Source organism: Xanthomonas sp. NCPPB 1067 (assembly GCF_020783795.1).
Taxonomy (GTDB): Bacteria; Pseudomonadota; Gammaproteobacteria; order Xanthomonadales; family Xanthomonadaceae; genus Xanthomonas; species Xanthomonas melonis.
Window position 1 is genome coordinate 1 of the sequence record NZ_JAJGQG010000024.1, and the last position, 23898, is coordinate 23898.

Consider the following 23898-nt stretch of genomic DNA (forward strand, 5'->3'; position numbering starts at 1 on the left):
TAACGGCACGCAGCGACCACAAGTCGGCTCACCGCCGCACTCACACCTCGACGCGCGCCACCCACACACAGCCGCGCGGCCGAGCTCTCGTCACGGCAGGAGTGTCCGCATGGCATGCCGCCGGACGACCTGAGCCTGCGACAGTGCGGTAACACCGTGCGGATTGCTTTTGTCCGTCAGGTCTCCATCTTGATGGTTTGCCGGTGCACGACCGGCGCTATTGGATACCCCCAGTGCCGGAGTTGCCTGAAGTCGAAACCACCCTGCGTGGCCTGGCCCCGCATCTGATCGGACAGCGTATCCATGGCGTGATCCTGCGCCGTCCCGATCTGCGTTGGCCCATTGCCGAGCAGATCGAAGGCCTGTTGCCCGGGGCGACCATCACGCAGGTGCGCCGCCGTGCCAAGTATCTGCTGATCGACACCGACGTCGGTGGCAGCGCCCTGCTCCACCTTGGAATGTCCGGCAGCCTGCGCGTGTTGCCCGGCGACACACCGCCACGTGCACACGACCATGTGGACATCAGCCTGCAGAATGGCCGCGTTCTGCGTTTCAACGATCCGCGTCGGTTCGGGTGCCTGCTGTGGCAATCGGATACGCAGATGCACGAATTACTTGCAGCGCTCGGCCCGGAACCCCTGTCGGATGCATTTACCGGCAACTATCTGCATGCGCTGTCGCGTGGTCGCCGCGCAGCGGTCAAGACGTTCTTGATGGATCAGGCAGTGGTTGTTGGTGTCGGCAACATCTACGCGGCCGAGAGTCTGCATCGTGCGGGACTCAGCCCGTTGCGCGAAGCCGGCAAGGTTTCGCTGGACCGGTATCGGCGGCTGGCCGAGGCGGTGAAGGAGATACTCGGCTATGCGATACAGCGTGGCGGCACCACATTGCGCGACTTCATCAGCCCGGACGGCGCACCCGGTTATTTCGAGCAGGAGCTGATGGTGTACGGCCGCGAAGGCGAGGCGTGCAAGCAGTGCGGACGCGTGCTCAAACACGCCACGATCGGCCAGCGTGCCACCGTCTGGTGTGCCGCCTGTCAGCGTTGATCGATGCTGTCGGATGCGCGCGCAGTGTCGCGTGGGTCATGGGCAGGGCGGTACGACATGCGACAGGGCAACGACAGAGCCCGTACCGGCGCCTGGGTTGGATGACGTTCGCTGCCGCCAATAGCGGCCCTGCGGATGGCGTCAGGCATCCACGAGCGTTCTCGCCAAGCCAGGGCGCCGCGCGTGCATGGAATCTGCATTCCGGTCGCGCCCGATTCGCCATACGGTTGGCGCTGCGTCCGGGCCTGCCTGCGCAGAGGACGGCGGTGGTGTCTTCTGCGCTATACCTGGTGACTTGCGTGCTGGCGAGCCACAATCGCCCGACCCCGTAGAGCGGAGCCGTGCATGATGGATGTTTCACGTTGGTTGCTGCCTATGGCCATGATCGGCGTGCTGGGCCTGCCGATGCCGGCAATGTGCGCACAAACGCAGACGGCACCCCGCCCCGTGCCCGACGCCGTCGAGCGGGTCAGGCTTTCCAACGACGTGATCGCGTTGACCGCCACGCCCGCGTTTGGCGGTCGGATCCTGGCGTTCCAGCTGGCGGGTCAGCCCAGCGTGCTCAAGGTTGGCACAGCGGTCGATCGGCAACCGGATCCGCAGGTATCGGCCAGTGCCGGCGATATCCCTTATCTCGGTCACGATGTGTGGGTTGGACCACAAAGCCAGTGGTGGCTGCATCAGACCGTCAATCCGCAACGCAAGGCGGATGGCGCAGTGTGGCCGCCCGATCCCTATCTGTCGCTGGCAGCCACGCGTATCGAAGCGCGCACTGCACGGGAGTTGAGCCTGGATGGCGTGCCCAGCCCGGTGAGCGGCGTGCAACTCCGCAAGCGCATCGCGCTGTCCTCCGTGCGAGCGGATAGCGTCGATGTGCACGCCAGTGCGCGCAATATCCGTGATCGACCGGTGGCCTGGGACCTGTGGTTCAACACGCGGGTCGCGGCGGATACGCGCGTCTTCGTGCCGGTGGCGCAGGCAACGGATATTCGCGTGCAGCCGCCCAGCGACGCTGGCACCGAAGCGCCGCGCTATCTGCTGCACGATGGCCTGTTCGCCTTGCGCGCCGAGCCGCGCGCCGACGGCGCGACTCAGCGCGGCAAGCTGCTGTTGCAGCCGTCGGCCGGCTGGATGGCGGGTTTTGCAGGGGCGCAGGTGCTGGTGATCCGCTTCGAGCATCAGCCACAGGCGCGCATCCATCCCGAGCAAGGGCAGGTGGAATTGTATCTGGATGCTCCCTTCCCCTCTCCGGAGCGTGGCTTGCTGGAGATGGAAGTCCATGCGCCCTATCGAACGCTTGCGCCCGGTGCGCAGATGCAGGCGCAGGAGCGGTGGACCTTGTTGCGCTACGACGGTGCGGATACGCTCCAGGCGCAACGGGACTTTCTGTGCAGCAAGGCGAGCGAGCTGGAGTTGGAACACGCCTGCATGGCTTCGCCCGCGTCGCGCTGAGTTCCGCATTCACGCGCATACCGGGGTGTGGCTATGATGTCGCCCACTCCACCAATCAGATCGATGCGCATGCAACGACGCCACTTCCTGAAGAATGCCGCCGCCGCCCTGGCCGCGATCGGTCTGCCGGCGCTGCCGCAATGGGCATTGGCAGCCAAGGCGGTGGGGCTGCGGCGGCTCGGTCAGCCGCAGCCCTTCGACTACGGATGGCTCAAAGGCCAGGCACGGGCGTTGGCGGCTGCGCCGTACAAGAGCCACAAGCAGACGCTGCCGGGCCCGCTGGAATCGTTGAACTGGGATCAGTACCAGTCGATCCGCTATCGCCAGGACCACGCGCTGTGGGCCGATGGTAACGGCAAGTTCCAGGCCAAGTTCTTCCATCTGGGGCTGTATTTCCATACGCCGGTACACATCTACGACATCGTCGACGGCAAGGCGCAGCAGCTGGCCTACGACCCGGCCGCGTTCGACTACGGCAGCAGCGGACTGGGCGGCAAGCAGCTGCCCAAGGACCTGGGGTTTGCGGGCTTCCGGCTCAATACGCGCAAGGACACCGAGCGCGATTTCTCGGCGTTCCTGGGAGCGAGCTACTTTCGCGCGGTGGGCAAGGAAGGCCAGTACGGGCAGTCTGCGCGCGGCCTGGCCATCGATACCGGTACCGGTGGGCCGGAAGAGTTTCCGGATTTCATTGCCTACTACCTGGAACAGCCGGCTGACGATTCGGACACGGTGGTGGTCTATGGCCTGCTGGATTCACCCAGCGTCGCCGGCGCCTATCGCTTCGCCATCACCAATGGCGAGGTGCTGGTGATGGAGATCGACAGTGCGCTGTATCCGCGCAAGACGATCGAACGGCTGGGGATCGGCCCGTGCACCAGCATGTACCAGGTCGGCGAAAACGACCGCCGCATGGACTGGGACTGGCGACCGGAAATCCACGACACCGACGGCCTGGCGATGTGGACCGGCGGCGGCGAATGGATCTGGCGGCCGTTGTGCAACCCGCCGCAACTGCGCTTCAACATGTTCGTGGACGAGAACCCACGCGGGTTCGGACTGCTGCAGCGGGATCGCAACTTCGACCATTACCAGGACGACGGCGTGTTCTACGAGAAGCGGCCCTGCCTGTGGGTGGAACCGAAAGGCAGTTGGGGCAAAGGCTCGGTGCAGCTGGTCGAGATTCCGACCGTCGACGAAACCTTCGACAACATCGTGGCGTTCTGGAATCCGCAGGCCAAGCCGCAGCCGGGCCAGGAGCTGCTGATGGGATATCGCCTGTACTGGGGCGCGCGCCCGCCGGCAAGTTCGCCGCTGGCGCACTGCGTGGCGACCCGTACCGGGTTGGGCGGTATCGTGGGGCAGAAGCGCAAGCATTTCTCGTGGCGTTTCGCAGTGGATTTCGCCGGGGGGCCGCTGGCGGCATTGAGCAAGGACCCCAAGACGAAGGTGGAAGCGGTGCTGCAGGTCTCGCGCGGCACCACCGAGATCGTGTCGGCGCGGCCCTTGCACGAACTCCAGGGCTACCGGGCGATGTTCGACCTGGTGCCGCCGGACGAGGGCACCCAACAGATCGACATTCGCCTGTATCTGCGCGCCAACGGCAAGCCACTGACCGAGACCTGGCTGTATCAGTGGACGCCGCCGCCGGGCAGCGAACGCAAGCTGTATTGAGGCCGGTCGTGCTGGCGGCCGCTACGGCCGGCCAGCACCACACCCGCGTAACGGCCGGCGTCAGTGCGAGGCGGCTTCCTTGACCAGCTGCATCCGCGCGCGCGGACGCTGGCAGGCCAGCTCGACGCGAAAGCAGGTACCGCTGGTGCCGCTGGTGATGCGCAGCTCGCCCTGATGGGCGTGCGCGATCTGCGCGGCCATGTGCAGCCCGAGGTCGACTTCCGGCAGGGCCTGCCCGGGCGTGTGGACGTGGGTGGAGGCCTGCAGCACGTCCAGCCGACGCGGATCGATGCCATCCAGGTTGCAGACTTCCAGCCGCAGGCGGCCTTGTTCGGTGACGGCGACCGCCTTGATCAGCGAACTCTGCTGGCCCTGCACCACCGCGTTGATCAGCATGCTGCCGAACATCTGCGCCAGCCGTACCGCATCGCCATGCACCGGCTCGTCGATGTCCACGTGGGTAGACAGCACCTGGTTCGGATAGGCGGCGCGCGTCTCGTCGACGACCTGGGAAAGCGCATCGGATAGATCGCTGCCGTTGCCGTAGTCCAGCTGCAGCCAGTCGCGTTCGATACCGCGGGCGAAATCGCAGGCGAAATCGATCAGTTCTTCCATGCGCTGCAGGCTGCGCTGCAAGGAGCGGATGGCCCCGCCATGGCGTTGGCTGAGCTGGTCGATGGACAGCATGTCCACCACCGCATGCATGGACTGCAGCGGGTTGCGCAGATCGTGGCCGAGAATGCCGATGAATTCCTCGCGCAAGCGCGCCGATGCGCCCGCCCGCCCGAGTTCGCTGCGTGCACGGCGCGACTCCTGCGCGCTTTCTTCGGCGCGCTGTTCGGCCTGGATCTGTGCAGCCAGCAACTGGGCGAGCAATTCCACCTTCTCCACCAATTGGTGGTCCATCACCCGCGGCAGCGGATCCAGCGCGCACAGGGTGCCGAACACGCTGCCGTCCTCGAAGCGGATCGGCACCGAGACATAGCTCTCGAAGCCATACAGCTGCGGCACGGGATGGTCGCGGTAGACCGGGTCTTCCGAAGCGTGGCCGAACCACACCGCAGTGCCGCGAAGCCGGACGCTGTCGCAAAAAGTGGTGGCCAGCGGCAGCTCGTCGCCGGGTTGCAGGCCGAAGGACAGGTCGTCGCGGACCTGGCAGGTGACCCAGCGGCTATCGGTCACGCGCGCGACGGCGGCAAAGCCCATGCCGGTCAGACGGGTCAGGATGCGCAGTACATCGGGAACCGACGAGAGTCGGCCAACCCGCGCCACGTCGGCGCGGAGTTCAACAGGCAGCGGACCCATGAGTTGCCCCGTCCATTGGATGATCGCCAGTTTACAGGAGCATGGTCGGGTCTGGTTGCAGGCCTTGCAGGTGCACCCGCGCTTGCGCGCCGCCGCAGGCATGGCAGCGTCTGCATCAGGCATAGGTGACCATCGGGGAGCTGGATGCCCGAGATCGATGAAGCTGAGGCGAAACCCGAACTTACCGGGTCGACCCGTACACACAGCACCGCTGCCGGCGTACCGTCAGGCAGACGCGCGCGCGGTGGATTGCAGTTGCGTTACAACCGCGCATTCGCACAGCCATCTCACAGCTCGCCTGCCTGCCGCGGCGCGATGGCGATGCTTGCGGCGACCGCGATGGCCGCCTCAGCTCTGCGCCGATGGCAACGGCAAGGCAATCTGCAGCGGGTCGATCCGACCCTCGCCACGCATGATCTTCTTGAACTCGGCGCGGCTGACCGACACGTAGCGCTCGTTGCCGCCGATCTCCACCTGCGGGCCGTCCTGCACCGCGTGGCCGTGCGCATCCACGCGCACGGTCATGGTGGCCTTGCTGCCGCTGTGGCAGATGGTCTTGATCTCTTCCAGTTCGTCGGCCCAGGCCAGCAGGAACTGGCTGCCCTCGAACAGTTCGCCGCGAAAATCGGTGCGCAGGCCATAGCACAGCACCGGGATACGCAACCGGTCGACCACCTCGCTCAACTGCCAGACCTGCGCGCGACCGAGAAACTGCGCCTCATCGACCAGCACGCAATGCAGCGGCCCGTTGGTGGCGATGTCGCGTTCGACCAGCTGCTGCAGTTCGGTGCTGCGATCGAAGGTGCACCCGTCTGCCCGCAGGCCGATCCGCGAGGCGACCACGCCGCTGCCGGCGCGATGGTCGAGCTTGGGGGTCAGGATCAGCGTGCGCATGCCGCGCTCGCGGTAGTTGTGCGCCGACTGCAGCAAGGTGGTGGTCTTGCCGGCATTCATCGCCGAATAATAGAAATAGAGCTTGGCCATGGCCCGATTTTACCGGGCCGGGCGGCGGGATGCGGCGTACGCGCGGCTGGGCCGGCCGACAAAGCGGCGCGGCGGATGCAGGTGCGGGCGCTGTGCCACATGAACCTGCTGCGCCGGCCAGCGGCCGGCCGCCCCGGTACAATGGCGCGCTCTGTCGGAAGCCTCTATGCACGGTCTCAATCCCCCGCAAAGCGCGGCAGTGCTGCACTGCGAAGGTCCCTTGTTGGTGCTGGCCGGCGCCGGCAGCGGCAAGACGCGCGTGATCGTGGAGAAGATCGCGCATCTGATCGCCACCGGGCGCTACCCGGCCAAGCGCATCGCCGCGATCACCTTCACCAACAAGTCGGCCAAGGAAATGCGCGAGCGTGTGGCCAAACGCATCCGTGGCGATGGCGCCGACGGCCTGACCATCTGCACCTTCCATGCGCTGGGATTGAAGTTCCTGCAGATCGAGCATGCCGCGGCCGGCCTGAAGCGCGGATTTTCGATCTTCGATTCCGACGATGCCGCCGCGCAGATCAAGGACCTGATGCATGGCGCCAAGCCCGATGCGATCGAGGACGCCAAGAACCTGATCTCGCGCGCCAAGAATGCCGGGCTGTCGCCGGAGCAGGCCATGGCCGCAGCACGCAGCAATCGCGAGAAAGAGGCCGCCAGCCTGTACGAGCGCTATCAGGCGCGGCTGACCACCTTCAACGCGGTGGACTTCGATGACCTGATCCGCCTGCCGGTGCAGATCCTGGAAGCCAACGAAGAGATCGTGCTGGGCTGGCGCGAGCGCATCGGCTATTTGCTGGTGGACGAGTGCCAGGACACCAACGATGCGCAGTACCGGCTGCTGAAGATGCTGGCCGGGCCGCGCGGCAACTTCACCTGCGTGGGCGACGACGACCAGAGCATCTACGCCTGGCGCGGTGCCAACCCGGAAAACCTGCAGCAGATGGGGCGCGACTACCCGGCGCTGGAAATCATCAAGCTGGAGCAGAACTACCGCTGTTCCAACCGAGTGCTGCGTGCGGCCAATGCGTTGATCGCGCACAACCCGCACGAACACCTGAAGACCTTGTGGAGCGACCAGGCCGACGGCGAGCGGATTCGTGTGTGGGAATGCCGCGATAGCGAACACGAAGCGGAGAAAGTGGCCGCCGAGATCTCGTTTCTGGGTACCGCCAAGCAGGTGCCGTGGAGCGATTTCTGCATCCTGTTCCGCGGCAATTTCCAATCGCGGCCGCTGGAAAAGGCGCTGCAACTGCTGCGCGTGCCATACCACCTGACCGGCGGTACCGCGTTTCTGGAGCGGCAGGAGGTCAAGGATGTGTTGTCGTGGCTGCGGCTGATCGTCAACCCGGACGACGATGCGGCATTTCTGCGTGCGGTGCAGTCGCCCAAGCGCGAAGTGGGCGCGACCTCGCTGGCGCGGCTGGCCGAACTGGCCAGCGGCAAGTCGGTGCCGATGTCGCGTGCGGCCGAGTCGATGGGTGCATTGCAGCAGCTACCGCCGCGTGCAGCCAATGGACTGAGCGCGTTCACCGACATCCTGCGCGAAATGCGTCAGCACGCGATGAGCATGCCGGCGGGCGAGCTGGTGCGCATGCTGGCCGACAAGTCCGGCATGCTCGACGATCTGCGCAACCAGTCCAAGGACGAAGCCGGCTTTCAGCGGCGCAAGCGCAACCTGGACGAGCTGGCCGAATGGTTCGAAGGCGGCCCGCGCGGCGCCAGCGCCAGCGATCTGGCCGCGCAGCTGGCGCTGCTGTCGCGCAACGACAAGGACGATGGTGGCAACCAGGTGCGCATGATGACCATGCACGCCTCCAAGGGGCTGGAATTCCGCTACGTGTTCATCGTCGGCTGCGAGGATGGCGTGCTGCCGCACGAAGTGAGCCTGGAAGAGGGCAATCTGCAGGAAGAACGCCGCCTGCTGTATGTCGGCATCACCCGCGCCAAGCAGCAGCTGTGGATGAGCTACAGCAAGCTGACGCGCAAGTTCGGCGAGCACGTGCGGCTCAAGCCCAGCCGGTTCTTCGACGAGATCCCGGCGGCGGAACTGCAGCGCGATGGCGCCGACCCGGTGGCCGATGCCGAGCGCAAGAAGGAACGTGCAAGCGCGGGGTTGGCGGCGATCCAGGCCTTGTTCGACTGAGTTCCCCTGAGCCGCGCGGGCAGCGTGTGCCACGTGCATCAAGAGGCGAGCTTGGCCTGCAGGCCCGGTATCATCGCTTGCGCCGTCGTTGGCACGGCCCAAGTCCGGAGCGCCGCTGGCCAGCCAAGCCAGCCGGCGACACGCCGATGGCCGGAAAGACGCACCGGTGGTGCGCGCCAGTTGCACTATCCCAACCGAAGTGACATCGCCAACCGTGCGCGTCATGCAGCGTGGCCATGCCTGCTGTCGTCAGGCTTGTCAGTGCCACTGCCGCACGGCAGTCTGAGGTTCCCGCCAACGGAGTGCGCCGTGACCGTCATCCTCGAAACCGCACGCGTGCGCTTGCGTCTGCTCGATCCCGAGCGCGATGCCGAGGCGATGCTGGCGCTGGTCAACGATCCTGCGTTCATCGCCGGTATCAACGACCGCGGTATCCGCACCCGCGAGCAGGCACGCGAGCATGTGCGCGAATGGGCGCAGGCGCATCAGCAACAACACGGTTTCGCGCACTGGGCGCTGGAAACGCGCGACGGGAGCAGCTTCATGGGCACCTTGGGCCTGTTGTGCCGCGAGACCTTGCCGGTGCCGCATATCGGCTTTGCGCTGTTGCCCGCGTATCGCGGCAAGGGCTATGTGACCGAAGCCGGGCGTGCGGTGCTGGAGCATGCACGCCAGGTACTGGGGTTGACGCAGGTGTGCGCGATCGTTTCGCCAGGCAATGCGGAGTCGATCCGCGCGCTGGAAGCGCTGGGGCTGCGCTATGAGGGCCTGCGGGTGCTGAGTCCCGGCACCGAGGCCGTGGCGTACTACACGATCGACCTCGGCCCTGGCGGCGTGGACCGCTGAGCGCAGCCCTGCGGTCCTGCGCAGGCGGTCATGCCGCTTCGACGTGCGTCAGCCCAGGAACGAAATGGCATGCGCCAGCGAACGGTCGGTCTGCAGATCCAGCAAGCGGCCCTGGTCGTCATGCAACAGCAGATGCCCGGCCTGTTCGCGCAGCTTGACCTCGGCCCCAGCGGGCCAGTCCAGCGCGGCGACGACGCTGCCGTCGCGGTGCCGCACCACCCAGTACCGCGAGCCGTGCGGCCAGTGCAGGCCGACCAGGAATCCCCATTCCAGCGCCATGATGCTGGAGCCCGCCAGCTCATCCGCACCGGTAGCGTGTCGATGCAGACGGCAGCGCCTGGGGCTGTGCGCGTCCCCGTAATGCAGGCAGATATCGCCATCGGGATCGGTACGCACCTGCGGTTGCTGCACGCTGCCGATGCGATGGGCGAACACCGGCCTGTCCGGATCCAGCGTCAGCGAAGCACGTGCCCTGAGGCGCCGCGCGGGCAGGGCGTACGTCCAGTCCTGCAACTGCTCGCCGGCCTGCACCAGATAGACCTCGAAATCGCTGAAGAAGCCTGCTGCGACCACGGGCCCTGGCAGGTCGCCGACATGCCACAGCACGCTATGCAGATCGCTGTGGGTGTCGACCACCAGCAAGCGATCGTCGACCACGATGCTCCAGCCGATGCCGTTGTAGCCCGGTGCGGCGTATTGCAGCGCGATCCGGCCCAGGTCGTGCACGCTGTGGCCGACCAGGTCCAGGCGATGGACGCTGGAGGTGCGCTCGCGCGGTGCGACCGCGAGCGCGACCTGCCCGCTGTCGCCGAGCACCAGCCGGAATGCGGGGACCGGATAGCGCCGCAGCAGGCGTCCGCGCGCATCCACTACGGCCGCGCCGACCTCGCCCAAGGCCAGCAGGTAACGACGGTCCGGCAGCGCGACCGCATCGTGGATGGGCGCAAGGCCAGCTTCCGGCGCCTGCAGCCGCAGGACGGTGACAGCTTCCCATAGCGCTGTCCGACGCTCCGGTACCTGGCCTGCCCAGGCGGGGACATCGGCATCGAGCAGGGGATCGTTGGCCAGTTTCAGCAGCTTGGTCAGATCGCCGGCGGACAAGCTGTTTCGTGCATGGGCCTGATCGGCCGCGATCGCCGGCAACAGGTGGCGGGCCAGCTGGCGCATGCCGGCGCTGCGTGGCGCGGCCGCCAGCATCGCCAACGCCATCTCGCTGCGCGGGGCGGGATCGGAAGTGGGGTCCGCAAGGGTGGCCAGGCGCTCGGCGTATTGCTCCAGCGTGTCCGGCAACAGCAGCGCGCGTTTGACCAGGGCGCGTGCGCCGAGCGTGCTGCCGGCCTGTTCGGCGGCCAGCAGCCAGCGGGTGGCCTGGGCGCGAGCCTCGCGCAAGGGCCACACCACATCCACTGCCGCGAGCCAGTCGCCGGCCTGCACCAACGCCTGGCCCCATTCCAGCCGCAGCGCAGCGGCCAGCGCAGGCTCGCGCTCGCGCAGCAGCTGGATCGCGGCGGCGAAGGCGTCATCGCGACGGGCCACCTGGACCGCGCGGGCGTGATCGCCGGCCAGCATCAGCAGCCGGATGATCATCGCCGGCGGCATGTCCCAGCCCAGCGCCAGCTCGGCGGCCTGGTGGCAGCGTGCGTGCTTGACCAGATAGTCGAGTGCCTCCTGGCGTGCATTGAGCAGTTCGGCCAGCACGAATACCGCGCGATCGATCTGGCCCTCGCGGTCCAGCCGCGCGAAGGCGTTGCGATAGGTCGCGCGCAGATGCGCCTGCAGTTCCTCGCCCAGGCCGATGCTGGCACCGGCACCGCGCTGCTGCGACAGGCGCAGCGCGTCGCGCCGCCCAGGCACGCCGAAGGCCTGCCCCAGCGAGCCGTCTTCGCCATCCACCGGTAGCGCGGAGCGCAGTGCCTCCTCCAGATCGCCACGCTCGAACTGACGCATCATCCGGCGCAGATAGGCGGCCTGGCGTTGTCCGACCAGGCCCGCCATGCGTGTGGCCATCAGCGCGCGTGCCAGGCGGCTGCGCCAGGCAGAAACGGTGACCGGGGGCTGGCGTGGCGGCAGGGTCTGCGGTCCGGCAGCAGCGTCCGCAGACCCGGACTCCGACCCACGCATCGCCGGCGTGCGCTCCGCGCGCAGCGCCGCGGCAAGGCGCGCCAGCGTGCGTTGCCAGAGGTTGTGCTCGCCAGCGTCCGGGCGCTGGGTCCGCAACGTCCGCAGGACGGCATCGCGCTCGGCATTGGCCGGCGGAACGGCCTCGCCCAGCAGCTCGCGCAGCGGTGTGCCGCGCAGCCGCTGCAGGTCCAGCGGCACGTCGCGCACGCAGAGGTCGTAGGTGGTCTGCAGCCGATAGCCAGCGAGGTCGATCGCTGCGGCCGGATCCAGTGCCTGCGCCTGCTGCCACTGCAATGCGATGACCCGGGCGCCCTGCACCAGATGGAGATCTGCGGCGGGCAGGGCGGCGGCCTCGCTGGCGGTCAGTGCGCCCGAGCACAGGCGGCCGTGGCGCTGGCAGAGCACCAGGCCCGGGGCCTGTTCGCAGAGCAGCGGCACCGGCTGGTCGAAGCACAGCACATCGCCTTCGGCGAAGCGAAATGCCCGGCTGCCGGGTTGCCAGGCCGCCACCAGCTTGTCCAGGCGTTGTGCGGGGCTCAGCCAGTCCGCCGAAAACCATAGCGCGGCAGCCAGCTGGCTGCCGCGCCACAACGGGTGGCGAACGGTGGCATCGCTGGCAAGGGACGCGAGGTCAGCCATCGCGAAGGTGCTCGGTCTGGCCCTGGACCATCATCACCGGCGTCTGCCCGCCATCGGCCAGTACCCGCAGCTGGCCCTGCAGGTTGATCAGTGCGATGCGCTCGCCATCGATGGAGATGGCTGCGGCGCTGATATCGCTGGAAGCGCGGTGCAGCGTTTGCCGGCCGCGCTCGCCGATCGTCACCAGTGCACGTCGGTCGGCACTCAGCAGCAGCAACAGACTGCCGCGCGGGTCCTGCGGGTCGGCGACCAAGCCGACCGGGCGCTCGCCCGACGCCAGGATCACTTCGGATTCGCGGAAGCCGTCGGCAGGCCCGCCGACATGCAGCCGGTACACCAGCGAGCGATCCCCGCCGGCCCGGTGCTGCACCCGTTCGAATGCGATCGCGCCGTGCCACTGGCCATCCTGCAGCAGGCTGCGGAACAGCAGGCCGGGCGGACGCGACGGCGACGGCGTTTGCAGGATCGTTTCCTGCCGGCCATCGCGATCCAGACGTATGACCTGCAGCAGGCCGTCTGCGTGGGTGGCATACAGCGCGTGTCGGGCATCGCAGTGCGCCAGCGCCAGCACCTGCCGGGCGATCTCGCTGCCTGGCCCGGTGTCGTGCCGCCGGCCGGCGCCGCTGTTCCAGGACAGCAGTCGTCCATGGCGGTCGCACAGCAGGAAACGATGTGGCTGGCCGCCGTCCTTGAGCCAGACGCAGGGCCACAGCCGCGTCTGGCCGGGGGCGGGACAGATGTCCAGCTCGCCGGATGCGGCCCGACCGGTCATGCCCTTGAGGTTCCAGAACAGGGCCTGGCCCTGCTGCGCGACAATGCCGCCCACGCGCTTGTTGTGCGCCGCCAGGCACAACAGCTGACTGCCCTGCGCCCAGTCGTGGTAGCGCGGCGGCGCCTGGTTGGTGGCGTCGCCGGACTGCACCTTCACCATCGCACTGCGGCAGCCGTCCGCCAGCAGCACCGCGACGTGGCTGCCGTCCGGGCTGAACAGCGGCGGATGGCGCAGCGAGAATTTCCCCCTGACCAGCTGATGGGCCAGATCGGTGGGGCGGTGCGCCTGGGTGAAGTGTCCACGCAGCAACCGCGCCGCCGCCGCACTCGCAGGGACCGGCAGCTGCACCGCGCGCGTGGCCCGCCGCGTCTGCAGCGCGATCTGCAATTGACCATCGGCCGCCTGCACGATGCAGGCCTGATGCCGGAACGGCGCTGCCTGCACCGGCTGCGCGCCGATCCACCAGCACTCGCTGGCGATGGGCGTTTCCGCCGCCAGTTGCGTGGCCCACGCCTGCGCGTGCGTGGCGCAGGTCGCCTCGAAGGTGCGCCCTTGCAGCAGCCGTTGCAGCTGCGCAACGTCGTCGGCGTCGTGCAGCGTGCCGGGAACATGCGCCAGCCCCCACGCCAGGCGCGCGTTCGCCCCTTGCGCACGGCGTGCCAGCAGGATCCAGAGCGCCACATGGGCCAGGCGCGGCGCGCCCCATTGCGCCGGGCCGGCGTCGAAGATCGCCACCAGGCGCGCATCGCCGCTGCGGGTCTGCAGCCTGGGGACCAGGAACAGGTGCTCGTCGTGCGCGGCACGGCGCAGGAACTCGTCCGGCGCGGCGTCGGCCAGTGCCCACTCGCTCAGCAGCAGGTGCGTGTAGCTGCCGCGCCGGCGCAGGTCGTCGACGCCGTCCGGCTCGGCGTCCGCCTCGATGCGGCGCAGCTCAGCGTGGCCCAGCAGCGGGTCCAGGCGCAGCAGCCAGGCGCCGAGTTGGGCGGCGATCTCCGGGTCGAACCACTCCAGCCATAGCTGCCATGTCTGCAGCGGTGGTGGCAGGGTCGGCACGGCGCTCATGCCGTCTCCCAGTGCTGGTGAATCTGCGCGATGACCTCGGCGCGTGCCGGTAGCAGACCTTGCAACGGCAGCAACAGCGCCGGCCGACGCAGCATCAGCAGCGGCTGCTGACCATGCTCGCGGCGCAACGCGCGTTCCAGCAGATCCAGCGGCAGGTCGGGGCGCTCGGCGGTGGGCAGCCACAGCCCGCCGGCCTCCGGCCGTGGAGCCACGTACTGCACGCCGTCGGCCCAGGGCAGCAGCGCCGCGGGGCCGGTCAGCAGCAGCGCCTGCGCGCTGGCGGTGACCATCAGCTGCTCGCCGGCGGCCAGCAGCGCCCACGCGTCCAGCAAGGCGCGCGCCGTGGCGCCCACGCCGATGACGCCGCCTGGTGGCGGTGGCGCCGGTTCGGGCTGCCACGACCAGCTCATGCGCGGCTGCCGAGCTGCTCGATCAGGCGCGCGCGCTGCTGCGCCAGCTCCGGTGGCAGCGATGCGGCGGTGAAGTTGGCATCGATCTCGCGCAGCAGTGCTTCGGCCATGGTGCGCAGGGCCGGGTTGTCGGTGTCCTGCAGGCAGCATTGGGCGGCTTCGCCCAGGCGTGCGGCCCGCGAGACCGGCTGCAATACCGCATGTTCGACCGCCGCACGCAAGGTCGGGTTGGCGGCGGCGGACAGCGAATCGCGCAGGATGTCCTGCGCGCTGGCCTGCTGTTGCCGGGTCGGTAGCACGTAGAACAGCGGCCACAGGTCGGCGTCGGTGGCCTGGTGGCGCCCGGCCAGCACCGTGGCGGCGGCGATCAGCCGCTGGGTCTTGACCAGGCGACGGTCCGACAGCTGCAGGCCGGCGGCGCGCAGCTTGCGGATCGCCGCCGCCAGCGTGCCGCGCACCGCCTGCATGTCCACCGTGCGTGCCTGCGCGCACAACAGGTCCAGTTCGGCCAGCCCGGCGGTGTGTTGCAGCGGTGCGTGTTCTGCCTGCCAGCCGCCGGCGAGCAAGGCCTCCAGTTGGTGGTCGGCGACCGGATCGACGAACAGGTGCAGCAGGAAGCGATCGCTGAAGGCCGCCAGCGCATCGTCTTCCGGCAATGCGTTGGCCGCGCCCACGCAGAGCCGCAACGGGCAGTGCAGGTCGGTCTGGCCACGCCGGAAGCGGCGCTCGTTGAGCAGGCCCAGCAAGGTGTTGAGGATCGCGGTGGAGCCCAGAAACACCTCGTCCAGGAAGGCGATCTCCGCCTCCGGCAGCATGCCGGTCACATCGACCTGCACGCTGCCTTCGCGCAGCTTGCGCAGGTCCACCGGGCCGAACAATTCGGTGGGTTCGGTAAACCGGCCGAGCAGGTATTCGAAGTAGCGGCCACCCAGTGCGGCGGCCACGCGGCGCACCACCGCGCTCTTGGCGGTGCCGGGCGGGCCGATGATCAGCAGATGCTCCTGGGCCACCGCGGCCAGCAGGATCAGTTCGGCCAGCTGATCGCGTTCGATCAGCCCGCTGGTGGCGGAGTGGACGGTGGCACGAAGACGCGCAGCGGCGTCGTGCGGAGCTTGCATGTGGTCGATCCTTCGAAAAACGCGCGACTTGCCGGTGGGTGCGGTCGATCGGTGGCAATGGAACGGCAGCCGCGATTAACGAGGCTGCCATGGACTTGCGGGTATCCTGCCCGCTCACAGGGCCAGGGAGGCAATGCAATGACGATCAGTCAGTATTCGGAATTCTATCGTGGCAAGCGGGTGGTGGACTTCAGCGTCGACCAGCCGGCCAGCGGCGGCGATGTGGTGTACCGGCTGCGCCAGGAGTACGAAGGCGAGGACACCCAGGCGGCGCTGCTCGACAGCCTGCTGGCGCAGGTGGATCCGGCCAGTATCCAGGCGCTGATCATCGGCCCGTGGCGCGAATCGCACGAGGACGGCCCCAGCGGTTATCTGCAGCGGTTGATCGAACGCCGCGACGAACTGTCGGCGCTGCGCGCGCTGTTCGTCGGCGACATGACCTACGAAGACTGCGAGATCTCCTGGATCATCCAGACCGACTACACCCCACTGCTGGCAGCGTTCCCGGCGCTGGAATCGCTGCGCATCCGCGGTTCCTCGAACCTGGTGCTCACTCCGTTCACGCATGCGCGGCTGCAGGAACTGGCGATCGAATGCGGCGGCCTGCCGTCGGCGCTCGTGCAGGCCATCGCCGCCTCCACGCTGCCGGCCCTGCAGCATCTGGAACTGTGGCTGGGCGTCGAGGATTACGGCTACGACGGCGATCTGGGCACCTACCAGCACCTGCTGGCGGCGATCGGCCCGGAGCGGCTGCGGTACCTGGGCCTGCGTAACGCGGCCAACACCGATGAACTGGCCAGCTGGCTGGCCACCCAGCCGTGGCTGGGTAGCCTGGACACGCTGGACCTGTCGCTGGGCACCATCGGCGATGCCGGTGCGCGCGCGCTGGTCGAAAGCACCCAGCTGGGCCAGCTGCAGCGGATCGATCTCAGCCATCACTACATCTCTGCCGATTGGCAGGCCCGCCTGGCGACCCTGTCGGCGACGGTGGTGCTGGACGATCCCGAAGAGGAAGACGAAGGCGAACGCTACGTCGCCGTGTCCGAATGACGTGAGCGTGTCTTGGGTGCTGGTGGGGCCGCGGGACAGCCGCAGGATCGCTGCCCTGCAGCAGGCGCTGCAGGCGCAGGGGCAGCCTGCGGCGACGGTGTTCGATTACCTGCAGGTATTGGAAACCCAGGCCCCGCTGCAGGACTGGCTGGCCCGCCACCCGGCTGCGCGGGTCAAGCTCGAATCGCCTGGCGAGGCGCCCGAGCTGCACCGGGCGCTCATCCTGCGCGGCTGGCGCACGCTGGGGGCGCGCGGCCCGGTGCCGGCGCCGCTGGCACACGGCGAACTGGCGCATCAACAGCTGTGGTTCGCCGGGTTTGCGGAGCTGCTCGCAGGCCTGCCGGCGGCGCAGTATCTGAACTCCCCCGCCGGCTTGCTGGCGATGACCGACAAGCTCGTCTGCCAGCAGCGCCTGGCCGCCGCGGGCGTGGCGGTGCCGCTAATGCTGGGCAGCGTGGGCAGTTACGCCGAGCTGCGCGCCTGCCTGCAGGCCTCGGGTTGCACCCAGGCGTTCCTCAAGCCGCGCTACGGGTCCTCCGGTGCCGGCGTGCTGGCGTATCGCTGGCACCGCGACGGGCGCGAAGTCGCCAGCGGCTCGGCCGAGCTGGTGCTGCACGCAGGCGGCACACGCGTGTTCAATGCGCTGCGCCAGCGCCGCTACACCCGCCGCGACGAGATCGCGCCGCTGGTGGATGCGATCGCCGCGCAGGGCGCGTATCTGGAGCGTTGGATTCCCAAGCCGCGCGCCCCCGGGCTGCCCGGCCATCACTACGACCTGCGCGTGGTCGCGCTGGATGGCGTGGCGCGGCAACGCGTGGCACGCGCCAGCCGCGGTGCGCTAACCAATCTGCATCTGGGCAATCGGCGCCTGCCGGCGCAGGCGTGGCAGAGCGCGGCGGTGGACGCGCTGGTGTCCGGCACGGTGGCGCAGGCCGCGCGCGTGTTCGCCGACTGCCGCATGATCGGTTTCGATCTGATCCAGCGGGACGGGCGTTGCCACGTGCTCGAAGCCAACGGCTTCGGCGACCTGCTGCCGGAGCTGCGCTGGCAGGGGCGCACGACGTATGAAGATCAGGCGGCGCTGGACGGTGTTGCCCACATCGACGAGGGACGCCGGCATGGCTGAGCAATTGCCGGACATGCACACCATCGTCGGTACCCGCGACATCGTGCTGATCACCCTGGACACCTTGCGCTACGACGCTGCGCAACGCTGTTTCGCGCGCGGCGAATTGCCGGTGCTGGCGCCGTATCTGCCGGCCGGCGGCTGGGAACGGCGACACACGCCGGGCAGCTTCACCTATGCGGCGCATATGGCGTTCTTTGCCGGTTTCCTGCCGACGCCGGCGCGGCAGGGCCCGCATCCGCGCCTGTTCGCGCTGGCCTTCGATGGCAGCGAGACCATCGTGGCGCAGACCCGGGTCTTTGCCGACAGCGGCGACATCGTCGACGGGCTGGCGCGCTGCGGTTACCACACGCTGTGCATCGGCGGCACCGGCTTCTTCAACAAGCGCAATGCGCTCGGCGCGCAGTTGCCCGGGCTGTTCCGCGAAAGCCACTGGACGCCGGCGTTCGGGGTCACTGCGCCCGACTCCACCGAGCAGCAGGTTGCGCTGGCCTGCGCGCGCCTGGGCGACCCTGCGCTACGCGACACGCGCTGCTTCTTGTTCATCAACGTCTCGGCGCTGCACCAGCCCAATCGCCACTATGTGCCGGGTGCCACCGGCGACGATTTCGACAGCCACTGCGCCGCGTTGCGCTATGTCGATGCGGCGCTGGCGCCGCTGTTGGCCGCGCTACGCGCGCGCGGTGGTGCGTTCGCCATCGTCTGTTCCGATCACGGCACCGCCTACGGCGAGGATGGCTACCATGGCCATCGCCTGGCCCACGAGGTGGTGATGACCGTGCCTTACGCCCACTTTCTGGTGACCCCATGAGCCTGCCCGCGCTGGCCGACCTGCTGGCCCTGCCGCCATATCAGGCCTATTCGTACTCGTATCCGCACAAGACCAGCTACCGGCCGCTGCAGCCGGCCGTGCCGCTGCAGCAGGTGTGGGCCGAGGAACCGCGGCAGGCATTGTTCCTGTACCTGCATATCCCGTTCTGCTCGTACCGTTGCGGGTTCTGCAATCTGTTCGCGCTGGCACGCCCGGCGCCGGCGCAAGTGGAGGCGTACCTGGCGCAGATGGAACGGCAACTGCAGGCCACCGTGCAGGCGCTGGGCGAGCACCGTTTCGTGCGCTTTGCCATGGGCGGCGGGACGCCGAGCTATCTGGATGCGGCGCAGTTGCAGCGCGTGTTCGACATGCTGGCGCGCCACGCGAACATTGCGCTGGATGCGATCCCGGCCGGCATCGAGGTCTCGCCGGAAACCGTGGATGCCGAGCGGCTGCGCGTCTGCCGGAAGGCCGGCATCGACCGCGTCAGCATGGGCATCCAGAGTTTCAGCGCCGCCGAGGTGAGCGCGCTGGTGCGGCCGCAGCAGCGCGAGACGGTGGAGCGGGCTATCGCCATCATTCGCGAGCAGGGCATCGCCACGCTGAATCTGGACCTGATCTACGGCATCGCCGGGCAGAGCGTGGACAGCTTCCTGGCATCGATCGACAGCGCGCTGGCCTTCGCGCCGGAGGAGCTGTATCTGTACCCGCTGTACGTGCGGCCGATGACCGGGTTGGGCCGGATCCAGGCCAAGCCGAATGGACGCCGCAGCTTCGTGCTGCAGCCCGAACCACTGGACGAACGCCTGGCGTTGTACCGGGCCGGCCGCGACCGGCTGCTGGCGGCCGGCTACACCCAGGTCTCGATGCGCATGTTCCGCGCCCCGCACGCAGTCGATGCCGAGGCACCGGTGTACTGCTGCCAGAGCGACGGCATGGTCGGCATCGGGTGCGGTGCGCGTTCGTATACCCGCGGCCTGCATTATTCCAGCGAATACGGGGTGAGCCGGCGTTCGGTGGCGGAGATACTCGAGCACTATCTGCAGCGCGATCCGGCCAGTTTCGCGTTCGCTGATTACGGCATCGCGCTGGACGCCGACGATGCGCGCAGGCGGCATGCGATCCAGTCGCTGCTGGTGGTGCCGGGGCTGGATGGCGAGGACTTCCGGCAGCGGTTCGGCATGGACTGCCTGCAGGCCTTGCCGCAGTTGCACGAATTGCTGGCGCTGGGACTGGCGCAGCACCAGGGCAGCCTGCTGTCGCTCACCGCCGCGGGCATGGAGCGCGCCGACACCATCGGCCCATGGCTGACCTCGGCGCCGATCGCCGAACGCATGCAGCAGTACCAGGTCGGGTAAGCCGCCGATGCATCTGTCCTTGCTCTATCGCGGCCGGCTCAGCAGCTGCAACTACAGCTGCGATTACTGCCCGTTCGCCAAGACCTACGACAGTGCCGCCGCATTGCGCCGTGACGCGCAGGATCTGGCGCGTTTCGTCGCCTGGGCGCGGGTACAGACGCGGCCGTTGTCGATCCTGTTCACGCCCTGGGGCGAAGGCCTGGTGCGGCGGCATTACCGCGAGGCGATGGTGCAGCTGAGCCAGCTGCCGCAGCTGCGCCGCGTGGCGATCCAGACCAACCTGTGCGTGGGCCTGCGCTGGCTGGAGCACGCCAATCTCGATCGCCTGGCGCTGTGGTGCACCTACCATCCCGGCCAGGTCACGCGCGCGGCCTTCCTGCAGCGGTGCCAGGCACTGCACCAGCGCGGCGTGCGCCACAGCGTGGGCATGGTGGCCGCGCATGCGCATCTGGACGAGATCGACGCGCTGCGCGCCGCGTTGCCGAAAACGACGCCGATGTGGCTCAACGCCTTCGATCCGCGCCCGGCGGACTACTACACGCCCGAGCAGGTGCGCCGCCTGACCCGGATCGATCCGCACTTCGTCTACAACCTCGACCCGCCGCCCAGTTTCGGCCAGCCCTGCCTGACCGGCGAATCGGTGGTGTCGGTGGATGGCGACGGCAACGTGCGGCGCTGCCATTTCGTCGCCACGCCGCTGGGCAATCTCTATGACGGCAGCTTCGCCGCGCAGTTGCGCCCACGCAGTTGCCCGAACGCCCGCTGCGACTGTTACATCGGCTACGCGCATCGCCCGGACCTGCCGATCCAGGCCGACTTTGCCGGCGGCGTGCTGGAGCGGGTTCCGGCGCTCTACTGAGAGCGGCTACCAAGACGTCTTCAATGCTTGTCTGTTGCAGAGCGGCTGATCTGAGGCTTGGTTGCAAGGCCCTTGCCCGCCCACCATCGCGGGACACGCTGCAAGTACGTCCCTGTAAGCTCCGTGGCGGCATCCATGCCGCCAAGGGTCCCGCGACGGTGGGCGGGCAAGGACCAGTTGAGATGGTCGGTGTGTCAGCACAGGCGACAGGCGACGTTCGCTGGCTATGTAAATAAACAAGCGCTGGCAACCTGCAGCGTCCAAGCGCGAGGCCACGCTGTCTTCCCACCATGAGCCGCTTTTACAAAGGCCACCGACCAAAGATCTGGTGCGGTGTCTTTGCCGCTTGCGGCGTGGATGCCGCTAACGAGCCCCATGGACGGGTTCACGCCGTGTCCGGCGAGCAGCGGGGGCACCGCGCCCTCGACCAGATAGGCTTCAGTTCGCGTCCAAGAGAATGCGACGAATAAAGAACCACTGGGCTTTCCAAGCCGGACGCTCGTTGCGATTTGTTGGCTGCTCTCAGCCAGCTCGATCATTCACCCAGGCGGGTATGCAACTCGGCCACCTGTGCGCGCAGTTCCTGCAACTGCTCTTCCAGGCTCTGCACCCGCGCTTCCAGTTCGCTGGTGTCGCTGCCCGTGCGCGCGCTCGGCGCGGCGCGCGCTGCAGCGGCCTGCAAGGCTTCCACATCGAGCGCGCCGCTGAGCAGGTGCGCATAGCGATCCTCGCGCTGGCCGCTGGCGCGCGGCAGCTGCGCGGCTAGGCCGCGCTGGATCAGCCGTTCCAGATGATGGCGCACATCGTCGGCGTCGTTGAAGCGCGCCAGCCGCTCGCTGCGCGCGTACAGCTCGCCCAGCGTCTGCGGGCCGCGCAACAGCAGCAGGCCGAGCAACGCCACCTGCTGACGGGTCAGGTCCAGGGCGCTGCCCAGCTTGTGTTCGTAACGCTCGGCGCGCGAAGAGAACTGCTGGCGCACCAGGCCCAGGGTTTCCAGCTGGCGCAGCGCGTGATGCACCACGCCGGTCTGCAGGGTCAGCACCGGCTCGCGCGCGGTCTTCTGGTTGGCGGCCACCTGCGCTGCGTTGACGGTGAGCGGGTAGGCATCCGGGGTGGTGGCCTCCTTCTCGATCAGGCAGCCGAGCACGCGGGCCTGGGCGGCGTCGAGGACGGGCGGGGGCGAGGTCTCTGTCATGGATGGCTCCGGGGCAATCGGCGCACAAGGATATGCCGATCCGCCGCCCGGGTTGTGCCGTTGCGGCGATCACGCAGAGGGGCTGGCGGTACGCGCTCGCCACATCCGGCAGTGCTGCCACCAGCCGCGCGGGCGGCGCGGCGCGAACCCGCTAAAATCGCGGTCTTCATTGCCGCTCCTGCTCTGGTGGATGCCATGCGCCCCTCGCTTCACGCACCCTTGTCCTTGTTCGTCTGCACTGCGCTGGCCCTGAGCGGCTGCAAACCCGGCGACCCGCCGCCAGCCGCGCAGGCGCAGGCGCAGGATGCCGCCATGAAGGCCGCTGCCGATGCCAGCGCCGCGGTCACCAAGGCGGCGACGTCCACTAACACGGCCGCTGCACCGGCCGGCGACGACAACCTCAATGCGGTGCTGTGGATGCAGCGTTCGCAGGAATACCGCGCCGTGGCCGAACAGACCTACCGCGCCGCGGCCGCCACGCTCGATGGCGCGCTCAAGCAAGCCAACTGGGACGCCTTGGTGCCGGAAGAACGCGGCAACGCCGCCACCGGCCTGAAGCCGGCCGTGGTGCTGGATGTGGACGAGACCGTGCTGGACAACTCGCCGTACCAGGCGCGCCTGCTGCGCGACGGTAAGGAGTACGACGAGCGGAGTTGGGACCAATGGGTGGCCGAAAAGAAGGCCAGGCCGATTCCTGGCGTGGTGGACTTCGCCAAGGCGGCCACCGCCCGCGGCGTCACCCTGATCTACATCTCCAACCGCGCCGTGCACCTGAAGGACGCCACCCTGGCCAATCTGCGCAGCGCAGGGCTGCCGGTCGCCGACGACAGCGTGTTCCTGGGCCTGGGCACGGTGGTGCCCGGCTGCGAGCAGCACGGCAGCGAAAAGAACTGCCGCCGCCAGCTGGCGGGGCAGAAGTACCGCGTGCTGATGCAGTTCGGCGACCAGCTGGGCGACTTCGTGCAGGTCAGCGCCAACACCGGTCAGGCCCGCGATGCGTTGTTGCAGCAGTACCACGACTGGTTCGGCGAGCGCTGGTGGATGCTGCCCAACCCCAGCTACGGCGGTTGGGAGCCGGCGCAGTTCAACAACGATTATGCGCAACCCTGGCAGGCCCGCCACGACGCCAAGCGCGCCGCACTGGAACTGGCACGATGAGCCGCCCGCCGTTGCCGCTGGCCGCGCACGAGCGGCTGATCTTCGCGCTGGATGTGCCAGGCCACGACGAGGCGATCGCCTGGGTGGACCGCCTGGGCGAGTCGGTGTCCTTCTACAAGATCGGCATGGAACTGCTGGCCTCCGGCGAGTACTTCCATGTCCTCGATGCGCTGGCCAAGCGCGACAAGCGCGTGTTCGTGGACCTGAAGTTCTTCGACATTCCCGCCACCGTGGCCGGCACCATCCGCCGCCTGGCGCAGTGGCCGGTGAGTTATTGCACCGTGCACGGCTGGCACGCCGGCATGCTGCAGGCCGCCGCCGAGGCCAACCATGGCGATATGCGCCTGCTTGCAGTGACCGTGCTGACCTCGATGGGACGGCCAGACCTGGCCGCGATGGGCATCGACCGCGAACCGGTCGAGGTGGTGGTGGAGCGCGCGCTGGCCGCACAGGCCGCCGGCATCGATGGGGTGATCGCCTCCGGCCAGGAAGCCGGCCCGATCCGTCGCGCCACCGGCCCGGCGTTTTCGATCGTCTGCCCCGGTATCCGCCCCGGGGGCCCGGTCGGTGACGACCAGCAACGCACCGTGGGCGTGGCCGAGGCCTTTGCCGACGGCGCCGATGCGATCGTGGTCGGTCGCCCGATCCGTCTGGCCAGCGATCCCGCCGCCGCCGCCGCCGCCATCCAGGCCGAGATCCGCGCTGCGCTCGTGCAGCACCGCGATTGACGCGACAGCGCTTCGCGCTTCAATAAAATCAAACAGTTAAA

19 protein-coding genes are annotated in these 23898 nt (G+C 68.3%); 12 read left to right on the top strand and 7 right to left on the bottom strand.

Annotated elements, in window-relative coordinates:
- The first annotated feature begins 233 nt into the window (after nt 1-233).
- The 3 genes from mutM (at nt 234) to LL962_RS15990 (ending at nt 4172) form a co-directional block, all read left to right on the top strand.
- The gene (gene mutM / locus LL962_RS15980; RefSeq protein ID WP_228317603.1) at nt 234-1049 is read left to right on the top strand and encodes a bifunctional DNA-formamidopyrimidine glycosylase/DNA-(apurinic or apyrimidinic site) lyase; all 816 of its coding nucleotides are present in this window, start codon (nt 234-236) and stop codon (nt 1047-1049) included.
- A 348-nt stretch (nt 1050-1397) separates the two neighbouring features.
- The gene (locus LL962_RS15985; RefSeq protein WP_441004880.1) at nt 1398-2501 is read left to right on the top strand and encodes a DUF4380 domain-containing protein; all 1104 of its coding nucleotides are present in this window, start codon (nt 1398-1400) and stop codon (nt 2499-2501) included.
- A gap of 69 nt (nt 2502-2570) precedes the next feature.
- A complete protein-coding gene (locus LL962_RS15990) occupies nt 2571-4172 on the top strand; it encodes a glucan biosynthesis protein (RefSeq protein WP_104588468.1) in 1602 nt (533 codons plus the stop codon).
- A 60-nt stretch (nt 4173-4232) separates the two neighbouring features.
- Here the strand turns inward: LL962_RS15990 and LL962_RS15995 are convergent, their stop codons facing one another.
- Nucleotides 4233-5477 carry a GAF domain-containing sensor histidine kinase gene (locus tag LL962_RS15995; RefSeq protein ID WP_228317604.1) on the bottom strand — a complete coding sequence of 415 codons (1245 nt, stop codon included), beginning with the start codon at nt 5475-5477 and terminating at the stop codon, nt 4233-4235.
- Nucleotides 5478-5825: 348 nt separating this feature from the next.
- Complete coding sequence (locus tag LL962_RS16000) at nt 5826-6461, bottom strand: thymidine kinase (protein ID WP_104588447.1); 636 nt, start codon at nt 6459-6461, stop codon at nt 5826-5828.
- Between the two features lie 166 nt (nt 6462-6627).
- Between LL962_RS16000 and LL962_RS16005 the strand changes: the two genes are divergently transcribed.
- Both LL962_RS16005 and LL962_RS16010 read left to right on the top strand, forming a co-directional pair.
- The gene (locus LL962_RS16005) at nt 6628-8604 is read left to right on the top strand and encodes a UvrD-helicase domain-containing protein (protein WP_228317605.1); all 1977 of its coding nucleotides are present in this window, start codon (nt 6628-6630) and stop codon (nt 8602-8604) included.
- A 309-nt stretch (nt 8605-8913) separates the two neighbouring features.
- Complete coding sequence (locus LL962_RS16010; protein ID WP_228317606.1) at nt 8914-9450, top strand: GNAT family N-acetyltransferase; 537 nt, start codon at nt 8914-8916, stop codon at nt 9448-9450.
- 48 nt (nt 9451-9498) lie between these two features.
- On the opposite strand, the gene LL962_RS16015 is transcribed toward LL962_RS16010, so the two are convergent.
- Genes LL962_RS16015 through LL962_RS16030 form a run of 4 tightly spaced genes read right to left on the bottom strand, consistent with a single transcriptional unit; the run spans nt 9499 to nt 15572 of the window.
- A complete protein-coding gene (locus LL962_RS16015; protein ID WP_228317607.1) occupies nt 9499-12210 on the bottom strand; it encodes a bpX6 domain-containing protein in 2712 nt (903 codons plus the stop codon).
- Complete coding sequence (locus LL962_RS16020; RefSeq protein WP_228317608.1) at nt 12203-14044, bottom strand: hypothetical protein; 1842 nt, start codon at nt 14042-14044, stop codon at nt 12203-12205. Before LL962_RS16020 ends, LL962_RS16015 begins: the two co-directional genes overlap by 8 nt.
- Nucleotides 14041-14454, bottom strand: a complete 414-nt coding sequence (locus tag LL962_RS16025) for a bpX5 domain-containing protein (RefSeq protein ID WP_228317609.1) — start codon at nt 14452-14454, stop codon at nt 14041-14043. The genes LL962_RS16020 and LL962_RS16025 overlap by 4 nt, the downstream gene beginning before the upstream one ends.
- Entirely contained in the window at nt 14451-15572 is a 1122-nt protein-coding gene (locus LL962_RS16030; RefSeq protein ID WP_228317610.1) for an AAA family ATPase, read from the bottom strand. The genes LL962_RS16025 and LL962_RS16030 overlap by 4 nt, the downstream gene beginning before the upstream one ends.
- 138 nt (nt 15573-15710) lie before the next feature.
- Here LL962_RS16030 and LL962_RS16035 point away from each other — a divergent pair, with 138 nt between their 5' ends.
- Genes LL962_RS16035 through LL962_RS16055 form a run of 5 tightly spaced genes read left to right on the top strand, consistent with a single transcriptional unit; the run spans nt 15711 to nt 20776 of the window.
- Complete coding sequence (locus LL962_RS16035) at nt 15711-16622, top strand: STM4015 family protein (protein WP_228317611.1); 912 nt, start codon at nt 15711-15713, stop codon at nt 16620-16622.
- Between the two features lie 19 nt (nt 16623-16641).
- Nucleotides 16642-17748 carry an STM4014 family protein gene (locus LL962_RS16040; protein WP_228317640.1) on the top strand — a complete coding sequence of 369 codons (1107 nt, stop codon included), beginning with the start codon at nt 16642-16644 and terminating at the stop codon, nt 17746-17748.
- Nucleotides 17741-18559, top strand: a complete 819-nt coding sequence (locus tag LL962_RS16045; RefSeq protein ID WP_208621477.1) for an STM4013/SEN3800 family hydrolase — start codon at nt 17741-17743, stop codon at nt 18557-18559. The genes LL962_RS16040 and LL962_RS16045 overlap by 8 nt, the downstream gene beginning before the upstream one ends.
- The gene (locus LL962_RS16050) at nt 18556-19917 is read left to right on the top strand and encodes an STM4012 family radical SAM protein (RefSeq protein WP_228317612.1); all 1362 of its coding nucleotides are present in this window, start codon (nt 18556-18558) and stop codon (nt 19915-19917) included. The genes LL962_RS16045 and LL962_RS16050 overlap by 4 nt, the downstream gene beginning before the upstream one ends.
- A gap of 7 nt (nt 19918-19924) precedes the next feature.
- Nucleotides 19925-20776, top strand: a complete 852-nt coding sequence (locus tag LL962_RS16055; RefSeq protein ID WP_228317613.1) for an STM4011 family radical SAM protein — start codon at nt 19925-19927, stop codon at nt 20774-20776.
- Nucleotides 20777-21311: 535 nt separating this feature from the next.
- Here LL962_RS16055 and LL962_RS16060 read toward each other — a convergent pair.
- The gene (locus tag LL962_RS16060; RefSeq protein WP_228317614.1) at nt 21312-21971 is read right to left on the bottom strand and encodes a YceH family protein; all 660 of its coding nucleotides are present in this window, start codon (nt 21969-21971) and stop codon (nt 21312-21314) included.
- Between the two features lie 186 nt (nt 21972-22157).
- Here LL962_RS16060 and LL962_RS16065 point away from each other — a divergent pair, with 186 nt between their 5' ends.
- Together LL962_RS16065 and pyrF are read left to right on the top strand one after the other, a co-directional pair.
- Nucleotides 22158-23129, top strand: a complete 972-nt coding sequence (locus LL962_RS16065) for a 5'-nucleotidase, lipoprotein e(P4) family (protein ID WP_228317615.1) — start codon at nt 22158-22160, stop codon at nt 23127-23129.
- On the top strand, nt 23126-23857 hold the full coding sequence (pyrF, locus tag LL962_RS16070) for an orotidine-5'-phosphate decarboxylase (RefSeq protein ID WP_228317616.1): 732 nt from the start codon (nt 23126-23128) through the stop codon (nt 23855-23857). Before LL962_RS16065 ends, pyrF begins: the two co-directional genes overlap by 4 nt.
- Nucleotides 23858-23898 lie beyond the last annotated feature (41 nt).